Consider the following 12,747-nt stretch of genomic DNA (forward strand, 5'->3'; position numbering starts at 1 on the left):
CCGGACATACGCTTACAACGTCGACGAGCAGTGCCGGACGTACGCTTACAACGGTTCGTCTGGAACCCGAATTCGAAATGAACGTGTTGGTCGTTCTGGGCCATCCCAGAACCGACAGCTTCTGCGGAGGGTTGGCTGACGCGTATCAGGAGGGGGCCCGCGAGGCGGGCGTCGACGTCTGCCGGCTCGACCTCGCCGCCCTCGAGTTCGATCCCCACGTTCGAACCGAGAGTCCTGAGGACCAGCCGCTCGAGGACGACCTCGTCGACGCCCAGCGGCGGATCGAGTGGGCGGACCACCTCGTATTCGTCTATCCGAACTGGTGGGGAACGATGCCCGCGCTGCTCAAGGGGTTTTTCGACCGCACCTTTACCCCCGGATTCGCGTTCTCGTTTTACGAGGAGGGCGAGGGTGCAGGCCGCCGGAAACTGCTGAACGACACGACCGCCGAGTTGATCGTGACCATGGACGTGCCACCGGTGGTCTATCGGTGGATACTCAGACGACCCGGTACCAACGCGATCAAGCGTGCGACGCTGGGATACGCTGGCATCCGGACCACGCGCGTCACGAACCTGGGTCCGATCGAGGACTCGAGCCCGTCGAAACGCGAGGCGTGGCTCGAGAAAGTGACGCGGCTGGGCCGCAGTCTTGCTGACGGCCCGGAGCCGCCGGCGACGCGAACAAAACGCAGACTCATGACATGGCTCAAAGCGCTCCGACTCCAGTTCTATCCGATGGCGTGGGTCGCCTACACTGTTGGCGCGCTGGCGGCAACCAGCTCGAGCGACGTGTTCTCCTCGGCGGTCTACTGGTTCGGGTTTGCTTCCTGTTCGGCCTCGAGGCGGCGACGGTGTTGAGCAACGAGTACTTCGATTACGAGACGGATCGACGGAATACGTTCGCAGGCCCGTTTACGGGCGGCTCTCGAGTGCTCGTCGACGGCGAAATCGATCGATCGACCCTTCGAGGCGGCGTTCGGAACGCCCTCGTACTCGCTGCAGTCGCTGCCCTCGCCGTCCTCGTGTTCGGTGCCGGCTCGTTGCTCGCGATGGCCACCGCAATTGGTATTCTTGCAGTGCTGGCGCTTGGGTACACAGTGCCGCCCTTGCAACTCTCCTATCGCACGCTTGGAGAACTCGACGTGGCCATCACCCACAGTCTCGGCGTCTTGCTCTGCGGCTTCGTCTTTCTCGGCGGTTCGTGGCGCGACCCGGAGCCGTGGCTGCTAGGGGTGCCGTTTTGCCTGTCAATTCTTCCGTCGATCACCCTCGCAGGAGTCCCGGACGTCGAAGCCGACCGCGCTGTCGGCAAGGCGACGCTGGCTGTCCGGTTCGGCATCAACACCGTTGCGACGGTGGCGACCGCAACTGCGCTGCTCGCTGCAACGACGAGCGTCCTTCTGTACGCGCTCGAGGTGCTCCCCCGGGCCTACGGCCCCCTCGTCGCTCTCAGCGTCCCTCACGCGGTCGCGATCGGCTGGCTGGTACGCGATCGTCTCAAGGCCGCTGCGATGCCGGGTCGCATCGACGCACTGATGGCCGCGTCGCTGGCCTATATCGTCTGGTTCGGCGTCGTGCCGCTGATGGAACTGCTGTGATCTCGTTTCTCTTGAGCAGCCGTCAGTTGTCCGGTCACGCCCGCTGAGACGCGAAACATCTAACACGGTCGCTATCCGAATTCGAACGTATGAGCCAGTACGTCGCGGTGACGGCCGACCCGTTCGATGGCCCGCGCGACACTGTTTTCGTAGGGGCTCTCTAGCCCCCAATTCCCACCCCGTTTCGACGGATGTATTGTCGCCGACCAGCATTCACCGAGCAACGACCGCTCTATGGACGATAGCCAACTGCACAGCCGGACGACGCATCGACGACGCCCGCGACGGGCGGTGATAGCATGAGCATGGATACCCCAGAACAGGACGACGAACCTAGCCTCGAGGGCGGCTACGACCCCGAAGCGGTCGAGTCGCGCTGGCAGCAGCGCTGGATCGACGCGGACGTCTACGCCTACGACGGCGACGAAAAGCAGGATCTGAACACCGTCTATTCGATCGACACCCCACCACCGACGGTCTCGGGTAGCCTGCACATGGGCCATCTCTACGGTTCGACCCTGCAGGATTTCGCCGCGCGCTTCCAGCGAATGCACGATGGCGACGTGCTCTTTCCCTTTGGCTACGACGACAACGGGATCGCGAGCGAGCGCCTGACCGAGTCGGAACTCGACATCCGGCATCAGGACTACGAGCGCCGCGAGTTCCAGGAACTCTGCCGCGAGGTCTGTGCGGAATACGAGGCTGAGTTTACGGAGAAGATGCAGAATCTCGGGACCTCGATCGACTGGAACAACACCTACAAGACGATCGAACCGCGAGTCCAGCGGGTCTCGCAGCTCTCCTTCCTCGACCTCTACGAGAAGGGACGCGAATATCGGAAGAAGGCACCAGCGATCTGGTGTCCGGAGTGCGAAACGGCCATCTCGCAGGTTGAGATGGAGGACGACGAGCGCGGCTCACACTTCAACGACATCGCGTTCGAATTGGTCGGAGCAGATGCGCCACGCGAGGAGTTCATCATCTCGACGACGCGACCGGAACTCATTCCGGCCTGCGTCTCCGTCTTCGTTCACCCCGACGACGAGGAGAACCAGGACCTTGTCGGCGAGACCGCCCGTATCCCGATCTTCGGCCACGAGGTGCCGATCATCGAGGACGAGCGCGTCGACATGGAGAAGGGCAGCGGCGTCGTGATGTGCTGTACCTTCGGTGACCAGAACGACATCGAGTGGTACCAGGCCCACGACCTCCCGCTTCGCGTGGCCATCGACGAGTCCGCGACAATGACCGACCTCGCCGGCGACTACGAGGGCATGTCCACCGAGGAGGCCCGCGAGGCCATCGTCGAGGACCTCAAGGACGAGGGCTCCCTGCGCGACCGCTGGGAGATATCCCACGCGGTCCAGGTCCACGAACGGTGTGACACCGCCGTCGAGTATCGCGTCTCCAAGCAGTGGTACGTCGAAATTCTCGATCACAAGGAGGAGTACCTCGAGGCCGGCCAGGAGATGGACTGGTACCCCGAGAAGATGTTCACCCGCTACGAGCATTGGATCGAGGGCCTCGAGTGGGACTGGCTGATCTCGCGCCAGCGCGACTCGGGGATTCCGTTCCCGGTCTGGTACTGTGCGGACTGCGACCATCCGGTGATGGCCGAGCGAGAGGATCTGCCAGTCGATCCCCTCAGCGACGAGCCACCGGTCTCCGCCTGTCCCGAGTGCGGTCACGACGAGTTCGAGGCCGAGGAGGACGTCTTCGACACGTGGGCGACCTCCTCGTTGACTCCGCTCATCAACGCCGGCTGGGACTGGGACACCGACGCGGAGGCGTTCACGATGGACAACCCCGAACTGTACCCCTTCGATCTCCGGCCCCAGGGCCACGACATCATCTCGTTCTGGCTGTTCCACACCATCGTCAAGTGCTACGAGCACACCGGCGAGGTGCCCTTCGACGCGACGATGATCAACGGCCACGTGCTCGACGAGAACCGCGAGAAGATGTCCAAGTCACGAGGCAACGTCGTCGAACCCGACGAGGTACTGTCCGAGTATCCCGTCGACGCCGTTCGGTTCTGGGCCGCCAGCGCCGCCGTCGGCGACGACTTCCCGTATCAGGAGAAGGACCTCACCGCGGGCGAGAAGCTCCTGCGCAAGCTCTGGAACGCCTCGAAGCTCGTCGACACGCTCGCGCCAGCTGACCCTGCCGAGCCCGAAGACCTCGAGGCGATCGACTGCTGGCTCCTCGCGGAACTTGACGACGCCGTCGACGACCTCACGGCCCACCTTGAGGACTACGAGTTCGCGAAGGCCCGCGACCGGCTGCGGACCTTCTTCTGGAACACGTTCTGTGACGACTACCTCGAGATCGCCAAGACCCGCGAGGACGAGCCCTCGACCCAGTACGCGCTGCGGACCGCGCATCGAACCTTCCTCGAGCTGTGGGCACCGTTCCTGCCCCATACGACGGAGGAAATCTGGCAGGCAGTGTACGCGGATCGCGAGGGCGAACTCGATAGCATCCACACCCGCGACTGGCCCGCCCCGCAGGGCTACGAGGCCGACCTCGAGGCCGGCGAGACCGCGATGGAAGTTATCTCCGCCCTGCGACGCTACAAGAGCGAACACCAGTTGCCGCTGAACGCCGACCTCGAGTCGGTGGCCGTCTACGGTCCCATCGACGGCTTCGAAGGCGCGATCCAGCACGTGATGCACGTACAGGACCTCACGGCGCTCGAGGAACCGCCGGAGATCACGACCGAGGTCGCCGAAATCGACCTCGACTACTCGACGCTCGGCCCGAAGTTCGGGTCGAAGGTCGGTGAGATCGATGCCGGAATCGAGAGCGGCGAGTACGAGATCGACGAGGATGCGGGTGTGCTTCGGGTCGCCGGCGAGGAACTCGAGGACGAACTCTTCGACGTCGAACTCGAACGCACCTACTCGGGCGACGGCGAGATGATCGAGACCGAGTCGGCGGTCGTCATCCTCAAATAGGGGTCTCATCCTCGAGTCGCTGGATGACGACGTATCTCTCGACCGAGTGGTGATATGTTGACTGTCTTCTCCTAATTTGTATCTGTATTTCCATACTCTATTGGAATATGGTTGAAAATAACAGCAGTAACGGAATAGCTATACCATCATCGGACAATCGTGAAACGTGCTCTGCTGAAGTTGATCAGAGCCGATGCGTCGTTTGCCGCCGCGTAAGCCGAGTACAGAGCACCCATGAAGACAGATATCTCGGACGCGAAATCCGCGGACACCGACCAGATCCTTCCCTCGAACACGATCTTCGAACTCTTGCTCGCGGAACAGCGCCGGTACGCGTTGTACTACCTCTCCCGAAAGGTGGGGCAGTCAGCCTCGAGGACCTCGTTGATCGGATCGCAGATCACGAGGCAGCCGACCCCGAACGGCTCGAACAGATCGCCGTCGAGTTCCACCACAATCACTTGCGGAAGCTAGTCGACTCGGATGTCTTGCGGTACGACGCGGACGCAGGGACGGTCGAGCGCCGAGCCGCGGCCCGCTCGTTGGATCCATACCTCGAACTCGCGTACGTCAACGACCTGTAGGAGACGAATACTGCCACTCGAGTCAGTCGCTACGGCCGACTCCGGGCAGCTTCGCACTTTTTGACCCGGATCGCGAGCGCGAGAAACAGCGCTAGAAGGACGAATGTCACCTCGCCGGCAGCGATCACGCCGAGTGCGTCGGCCTCGAGGAACAGAGCCGTTTCTCGCCCGACGGGGATGATCGTGTGGTGGGGCTCGCCGACGATGGGAACGAAGTAGTCGACGATCAGGTTGCTCCAGTACCAGACGGCGGCGACGGCGACTGCCCACACCGGAAAGTCGCTGATTCGGTGGAGGACCAGAGCTTGGACGACCATCGCGAGGTGGCTCCAGAAGAGGAAGTGGTACATCAGCGGGTGGAGGTAGGTGTAGGAGTCAGCGAAGGCAAGCAACGTCAATGGCGTCCAGAGGCCCAGCACGATGTTGCCGAAGAAGGCCATTGCCGTGAGCCACGGCTGTTCGCGGCCGAGCTTCCAGCAGGCGATCGCCAGCGCGACGAACAGCGTCGCGAGCGGGCTGTCCGGCACCCAAGGCCAGAGGACGGCCGTGGTCTCGGCGAACTGTCCGGAGTAGTACCAGAAGCCAAAGGCCGTCCCCGCGAGGTTGATCGCCACGACGAGCCACGCGAATCGTAGCCCGAGGTCCTCGAGGGTCGTCGGAACCGGCGCGAGAGACGACGGTAGCGACTTGCCGTCGGCTCGATCGTGATCCGCCATCCGAGTCGACGCGGTCATTGTCCGGCGCGACGGCCGGAACCCGCAAAACAGTAGCGGTTGTCACTCCGACATCAGCGACCCGTACTTCTACGATCACGCCCGCAGTAGCCCCAGCTATGACGACGGCCGACGAACGACCACGAACCCAACTCTCGACCGGACATACGGTCGAACTCCCGCTCGAACTCTCGTTCGCGATGGGTGGCGTCACCGTTCCCGCGCGTCGCAGCCGGCTCGAGGCGGTCCTGCCGGACGACCTCTCCGCGCTCGCAATCGCGCCCGGTATCGGCTGTGTGACGGTCGTCGGAATCCAGTACCACCGGGTCGGCGGGGGTCGAGACGGCACGGGGCTCGAGCCCTACGACGAGTTCGCAGTCATCGTTCCGGCGGTCTACGGGAGTCGAACAACCCTCCCTCTCGCACAGCTCGCAGGGAGCGAACTCGGCGGCTACGTCCACTGGCTCCCGGTGACAACCGAGCCGTCAGTCGCGCTCGGGCGCGAGATCTGGGGCTATCCCAAGGAACGAGCCGACATCACGGTGACTGACGGCCCGGACGGCGTCCGTATCGTCGTCGAGGGCGGCCGCTATGGAGACGACTCCGTCCGACTCGAGGCTGCCCGGCCCCGACTCGAGCCGCGAGCACGCGACTGGACGATGGCCAGCTACACGCGGAAAGACGGAAATCTCCTGCGGACGCCGGCCCGAATCCGGGGCGAGATGGCTATCGGCCTCGGGCCGTCGATCGGCACCCACCTCGAGGTCCCATCGGAACTGGCCCGCGAACTCGGACTGTGGCAACAGCCGCTCGCACGGCTGTACGGGTCGGCCGTTCGAGCGTGCCTGTTCGAGGGCGAGCGGCTAGACGGGTGACGCGGCTGGAACGGGCGGGCGATCGCGATCCGGTAGTAGGTAGCTACCGAACGGTTTCGACTCTCGCGGCTGAATCATCCCCAAAGAACACGCGTAAGTGCCGGGGCTCCTAACCGCGGCGTATGGCCGAAAACACCGATCTCGAGGAACTGCGTCGCGGGACCGATCTCGTCAAGCGCGGGTTCGCACGGATGCAGAAGGGCGGCGTCATCATGGACGTCGTCGACCCCGAACAGGCCCGCATCGCCGAGGAGGCCGGCGCTGTCGCCGTAATGGCACTCGAAGCCGTCCCCGCAGACATCCGCAAGCGCGGTGGCGTCGCCCGGATGGCCGACCCCGCCGATGTCGCGGAGATCGTCGACTCAGTCTCGATCCCCGTCATGGGTAAATCCCGCATCGGACACACGAAGGAGGCCCAGATCCTCGAGGCCGTCGGCGTCGATATGATCGACGAGAGCGAGGTGCTCACCCCGGCGGACGACGCCTACCACATCGACAAGCGTGACTTCACCGCGCCGTTCGTCTGTGGCGCGCGCGACCTCGGCGAGGCGCTGCGCCGGATCGACGAAGGCGCGGCGATGATCCGAACGAAGGGCGAGGCAGGCACCGGCGACGTCAATCAGGCTGTCCACCACCAGCGCACGATCAAGGGCGCGATTCGGAAACTCGAGGGCATGAGCCACGAGGAACGAGAGGCCTTCGCCCGCGATATCGAAGCGCCCGCGGAACTGGTCCACGAGACCGCCGAGATGGGACGACTTCCGGTCGTCAACTTCGCCGCAGGCGGCATCGCAACACCGGCCGACGCCGCACTCATGATGCACCACGAGTGCGACGGTATCTTCGTGGGCAGCGGCATCTTCGGCGCAGAGAACCCGCCCGAGATGGCCGAAGCGATCGTCGAAGCGACGAACAATTGGGACGATCCCGAGACGCTCGCGGAGATCTCGAAGAACCTCGGCAAGAGCATGAAAGGCGATGCCAACGCCGATCTCCCCGAAGAAGAGAAGATGCAGGGTCGCGGCGTCTAACAGCCTGCGGATCGGACCTGTATTCGTTTTCTGACGCTCCGGAACGACGACTGATCGGTAAGCACGCCCGTTTTGTGCGTCTGCAGCGTCCCGACTGTATGAGTTAGACAATAACCTCAACCAGCGTCGAGCAACTCGCCGACCGAATTACAGCAGGCACCGAGCAGTTGAGCGTCTCCACGAGAGTGTCGACCGTCCCGACCAACGTTCGACACGCGACGGTCGATGCCCTCCCGCGGATCTACGGCCGTCGCTGGAAGACAGCCACTCGCCCGAAGTGGGCCATAAGCGTCACGCGTCCGACTCCCACCACGTCTCGAGCGGCGGGACGACGCCCGTTCGGAGGAGCGCGAGAAAAACTAGATAGGTTATCGTCGCGCCACAGCACAGTGACAGTACCGGCACCGGCGCGATTCGAGCACCGATGGCAGCTCCACTGATCGCCACCGCGAGCGATGCGAGTTGGACGGTCCGTCGTTCCCAGTAGTACCGAACGAGTGACGGGTCTCGAGCAGCGAGCAGTTCGAAGGTAATCGTCGCGATACCGCCGACGAGCAGGAAACGCAGCGAGAGCGATGCATTGGCGAGGATGGCGAGACCCAGGAACGCGGCGAGCGCGATTCCTGCGAGGATGCCATCGGTTCTCGTTCCCATCCGTGGCTACGAGTCGTTCCGGTACAGCGTAGCACCCTGCCCGACGGCGGTCTGATACGCACGGCTCTCGACGCCGGCCGCGTCGAAGGCATCGACCATTGTCGAGGCGATCGCCCGCTGGTCGTGGCGGTGACAGACCGCGAGGATTCCCGGGCCGGCACCGCTGACGGTGACGCCGGTCGCGCCCGCCTCGAGGGCGGCTTCGCGAACGCTCTCGTAGCTGTCGATCAGTTTGGTGCGTTCGGGCGTGACGATTTCGTCGTTCATTCCCCTGCCGACGAGGTCTGGATCGTCTCGCGTCATGCCGACGGTCAGCGTGGCGGCGTTGCCGACTGTGTCGACAACGTCGTCCATCGAGGCCGAGTCGGGGACGACGCCGCGAGCGTCGCGCGTGGAAACGGAGATATCCGGCAGGCAGGCGACGACGGGGACTGACGCGTCGATCCGCGTGACGCCGTCGTCGGTGACGACGGTGAAGCCGCCGAGCAGCGAGGGCGCGACATTGTCTGCGTGTGCTTCCCCGGAGACGAGCGCCTCACCTTCGGCGGCGACGGGGACGAGTTCCTCTCGAGAGTGACCCCGATCGTAGAGTTCGTTCAGTGCGACGGCGGCGGCGGCCGCGCTCGCGGCCGACGATCCCAGTCCCGAAGACGGCCGAACGCCCTTGTCGATCCGGATACGGGCGGGGGCATCCAGCGCCTCCGCGACCGCGCCGACCGTGTTCTTGGCGGGGTCTTCCGGGATATACTCGCTACCGGCACCGGTAACCGTGATCGTCGTTTGTGAGGCGCGCTCAACCCGAACCACGTCGGCGGGCGTTCCGAGAGCGACGCCGAAGACGTCGAAGCCACTCCCGAGGTTCGCACTCGTCGCGGGTGCCCGCACGGTAAGCATGCCGATTCCTTCCCAGACGGCAGTCAAAAGGTAGCGAACAACATCGACGATACCTGCGAACGATTATTCCGTAATTTGAACCGAATCGTGTCGGGCGCGGCAACGACTGACTACCCGAAACTGATTACGGGGTTACTCCTCGTCTGTCGCACCGAACGTGAACACGTCATCGTCGTCCTCCTCACCCTCGTCCATGTTGTCTCCGTCGTCGGCCGTCGCTTCGTCGGTCTCGAAGCCGGTATCTGCTGCATCCGACTCGGTGTCGGCGCTTTCCGAACTGACGCCATCATTGACCGGCTCGAGCGGCTCAGCGCCCGTTTCATCCGTATCATCGTCGCTCCCTTCGATTCCGAGGATTTCTTCGGCACCGATCTCCTCGGTCTCGTTGCCATTGCCGGCCTCACTGCCGGTTGCCGGTCCGTCGCCGGCATGAGCAGCCGGGTCGGCGGTCGGCGTCTCGGCATCGGACGGCTCGGCCTCGAGCGTGGTATTGGTCGACTGGCCGCCATCGGCGGTGTCTGCGTCCAGACTGTCCTCGTCTCCGTCGTCGAACGTGAGAGTTTCGTCGGATTCGCCTTGCTCGCCCGCGGCGTCGGCATCAAACGTGATCCCCTGTTCCTGCTCGGTCGCTTCGCCGCTGGCCGCATCGGAATCGACGTTCGCTGCGGGTGCATCCAGTTCCGCGTCCACGTCGAACGTCGATTCGAAGTCGACGTCCGCGTGGTCGATGTCGGTGTCGAACCGGTCGAGCGCTCCGGAGAGCTGGGAGGCCTGTTCGGAGAGGCTCGAGGCAGACTTCGTGACCTCGGTCAGTGCAGTCGTCTGCTCTTCGGCCGCGGCGGCGACATTCTCGGCTTCCGAGGTCGTCTCCTCGGAGATCGTCGCCGCGTCGTCGACCATCGCGACGACTTCCTGCGTCGAGGCCGCCTGCTCTTCGGTCGCTGCGGAGATCTCCTGAACGCCCACGTTGGTCTCCTGAGCGAGTTCGGCGATCTCTTCAAGCGCGTTGACCGCTTCCTCGACCTGCTCGCTGGCGTTTTCGATGTCGGAACTCGTGCCCTCGACCTCAGCAGCGGAGGTCTCGGTCCGCTTACGGATCGCCTCGAGTCGGTCTTCGGCCTCGTCGGCCGCGTCGGCGACGTCCTCGGAGAGTGCCTTGACCTCCTTCGCGACGACGGAGAACCCTTCGTCATCGCTGCCACTCGCGGAGCGGGAGGCCTCGATGTTGGCGTTCAGTGCCAGCATGTTGGTCTGGCGGGCAATCTCGGAAATCGTGTTGATCAGTTCGTCGATCTGCTGGACCTCCTCCTCGAGCCGTCGGATCTCGGTGACGGCGTCGCCGGCCTCGTTCTCGATCCCGTCCATGGCAGTGATCGCCGCCTGGGCGGCTTCCTGCCCTTCATGTCCGGTATCAACGGTCCGTTCGGCGATGTCGGCCACCTCGTTCGAGGATGCAGCGATCTCTTCGGTCGTCGTCGAGAGGCCGCTCATCTCCTGGTTGACCGACTGGAGCGACTCGTTCTGTCGATCCGCACCGTCCGAAATCTCCTGAATCGACTCGGTGACCTGTTGCGAAGCGGATCGAACCTCCTCGCTTGAGGCGGTCACCTGCTCGGACGCGGTCGCGACGTCGGTCGCGAACCGATTGAGCTCGGCGATGGTCTGCTCGATTTCGTCGAGCATTTCGTTGAAGTCTTTGGCAATTTCGGCCATCGCCTCGTTGTTGCCGTCGGCCTCCATCCGAGCGGTCAGGTTGCCGTCGGCGGCCGCTTCCATCACGTCGCTGTACTCGGCGGCCTTCTCCTCGAGGTGTCCGTTGATCTCCTGGACGCGTTCGCGTTCGCGTTCAGCCTCCTTACGGGCGGCTTCGGCTTCCTGGATCTGCTCGCGCAACGCCTCGCGCATCGAGTCGAAGCCGTTGTAGAGTCGACCGATGTTGTCGATCCGTTTGGTCTCGAGGTCGACGTTGAGATTGCCTTCCTCCATCTCGCTTGCCTTATCGGTGAGCCGATCGATCGAGACGGCAGTGTTCCGGCCGAGGACCGCACCGACCGCGCCGATCATGAGGACGCCGAGGATCGTCGCGACGAGTCCCCACTGGTTGACGTTGTTGACGAATCCGAGTGCCTGGTCGGTGGGTTCGACGGTCAGGACGACCCAGTCGGTCCCGAACACGCGAGCGGAACTGGCGACGTAGTCGTCCGTGTTATCCTCACCGAGGCCGTAGGCGTAGTTATCGAACGAGAGCAACGAGCCGGAGACCTGTTGGGTGTTCGCACCCTCGGTCCGTGCTCTCTGTACGAGATTGCTGTCGTCACTGTAGGTGTAGCCGAGCGTCTCGTGATTCTTGCCGTAGCCAGCGTTGTCGAGCATGACATTATTGTCGCCGTCGAGGACCACCGTCGTGACTCCCTCCTCGTCCTGCAGCTGGTTGGCATATGCCTCGAGATCAGCGGTATAGACGATTGCCCGGTTTTCGTTTTCGGCGGAGCGCTGGACGTATGTGACCACGGTGGTGTTCTGGCCGAACTCGCCATCGGCGAGATAGGCATCCGAGACCCAGGGGACGGTTTCCGTGGCGTCCTCGTAGGCTCCGCTCGGGACGTTATTGATGTCGGTCGCCGACGCCCCCTGGTATGCATCGTTGGTACTCGCCGTCACGGTCTCGTTATTGAGGTTGACGTAGGAGATATCGAACGTGTCGGCGTCTAAATGTTCCTCCCAGTCGAGGAAGCGCCCTTCGATCGCGGTCGAATCGTCACTGGCGACGACGTCCGATCGGGCGATCATCCCGATCGTGTGCTCGTTCTGTTCGTTCCACATCTGCATACTCTGGGCTTCCTGCCCAGCAGCGGAAGCGTGATCGCTCTGCACTCGATCCTCCACTTGATTAGCGATTGTCCCTGTTGCAACGAAACCGATCAGTCCGACAGATAAGCCGAGTATGAGCAACGCGATCCCGAACTTGACCGCGTACCTGCGTCGGATAGCTGTCGGCACCAACCGTCGAGCGAAATCCATAGATAGAGAACGCCTGAGTTCGCCACTACATAAATGGTGTTCCGTGATTATCGGAGCTGATAACTGGCTTCGAGTGGCGTTTGTTTCCCAAATCACTAATTCATTCGTATAATGTCCATCAATATCCGCAGAGAATGTAAAAACCAATACCCAATACTGTATGTCTGTCATAGTGTCGAAAGACCTTCGTCGTTCAATTACCCTCTCAACACGTTTTGATCGCCTGATGAGAGCCGTTTCGAGTGATTGCCAACGGCGCACAAATTAGGTTTGTGATACGTGAACATGTACAGTCCGAGATTGACTCGAGGGCGAGCGCTGATCACGGGGAGAGTGGGTTCGGCCCGAAGCGACAGTACCTCTTGACTGCGACCGGTAGCGCGGTCAGTCTGCCGGTTGCCGATTGTCTCCAGCTGGG

The 12,747-nt window shown here is 63.1% G+C and carries 9 protein-coding genes and 1 pseudogene; 6 read left to right on the plus strand and 4 right to left on the minus strand.

The window, feature by feature from the left end; all coding sequences use genetic code 11:
* The first annotated feature begins 77 nt into the window (after positions 1-77).
* From K6I40_RS22795 to K6I40_RS28710, 4 genes and pseudogenes are all read left to right on the plus strand, one after another.
* Positions 78-1,600, plus strand: a pseudogene (locus tag K6I40_RS22795) (NAD(P)H-dependent oxidoreductase).
* Positions 1,601-1,905: 305 nt separating this feature from the next.
* Positions 1,906-4,557 (plus strand): valine--tRNA ligase, encoded by a 2,652-nt coding sequence (locus K6I40_RS22800; protein WP_222920437.1) that lies wholly within the window; start codon positions 1,906-1,908, stop codon positions 4,555-4,557.
* A gap of 234 nt (positions 4,558-4,791) precedes the next feature.
* Positions 4,792-5,031: a hypothetical protein gene (locus tag K6I40_RS22805; RefSeq protein WP_255681835.1), complete on the plus strand. Its 240-nt coding sequence runs from the start codon at positions 4,792-4,794 to the stop codon at positions 5,029-5,031.
* Positions 5,019-5,141 (plus strand): hypothetical protein, encoded by a 123-nt coding sequence (locus tag K6I40_RS28710; RefSeq protein ID WP_255681836.1) that lies wholly within the window; start codon positions 5,019-5,021, stop codon positions 5,139-5,141. Before K6I40_RS22805 ends, K6I40_RS28710 begins: the two co-directional genes overlap by 13 nt.
* Before the next feature lie 29 nt (positions 5,142-5,170).
* On the opposite strand, the gene K6I40_RS22810 is transcribed toward K6I40_RS28710, so the two are convergent.
* Positions 5,171-5,875, minus strand: coding sequence for a DUF1405 domain-containing protein (locus K6I40_RS22810; RefSeq protein WP_222916926.1), 705 nt, complete (start codon positions 5,873-5,875; stop codon positions 5,171-5,173).
* 98 nt (positions 5,876-5,973) lie between these two features.
* On the opposite strand from K6I40_RS22810, the gene K6I40_RS22815 reads away from it, so the two are divergent.
* Positions 5,974-6,729 carry an acetoacetate decarboxylase family protein gene (locus K6I40_RS22815; RefSeq protein ID WP_222916928.1) on the plus strand — a complete coding sequence of 252 codons (756 nt, stop codon included), beginning with the start codon at positions 5,974-5,976 and terminating at the stop codon, positions 6,727-6,729.
* Between the two features lie 122 nt (positions 6,730-6,851).
* Positions 6,852-7,760 carry a pyridoxal 5'-phosphate synthase lyase subunit PdxS gene (gene pdxS, locus K6I40_RS22820; protein WP_222916930.1) on the plus strand — a complete coding sequence of 303 codons (909 nt, stop codon included), beginning with the start codon at positions 6,852-6,854 and terminating at the stop codon, positions 7,758-7,760.
* Positions 7,761-8,051: 291 nt separating this feature from the next.
* On the opposite strand, the gene K6I40_RS22825 is transcribed toward pdxS, so the two are convergent.
* The 3 genes from K6I40_RS22825 to K6I40_RS22835 form a co-directional block, all read right to left on the minus strand.
* Positions 8,052-8,414, minus strand: coding sequence for a hypothetical protein (locus tag K6I40_RS22825; RefSeq protein ID WP_222916932.1), 363 nt, complete (start codon positions 8,412-8,414; stop codon positions 8,052-8,054).
* A gap of 6 nt (positions 8,415-8,420) precedes the next feature.
* Positions 8,421-9,308: a homoserine kinase gene (locus tag K6I40_RS22830; RefSeq protein WP_222916934.1), complete on the minus strand. Its 888-nt coding sequence runs from the start codon at positions 9,306-9,308 to the stop codon at positions 8,421-8,423.
* A 132-nt stretch (positions 9,309-9,440) separates the two neighbouring features.
* Positions 9,441-12,329, minus strand: a complete 2,889-nt coding sequence (locus K6I40_RS22835; protein WP_222916936.1) for a methyl-accepting chemotaxis protein — start codon at positions 12,327-12,329, stop codon at positions 9,441-9,443.
* Between the last annotated feature and the right edge of the window lie 418 nt (positions 12,330-12,747).

This window comes from Natrinema sp. SYSU A 869 (assembly GCF_019879105.1).
Taxonomy (GTDB): Archaea; Halobacteriota; Halobacteria; order Halobacteriales; family Natrialbaceae; genus Natrinema.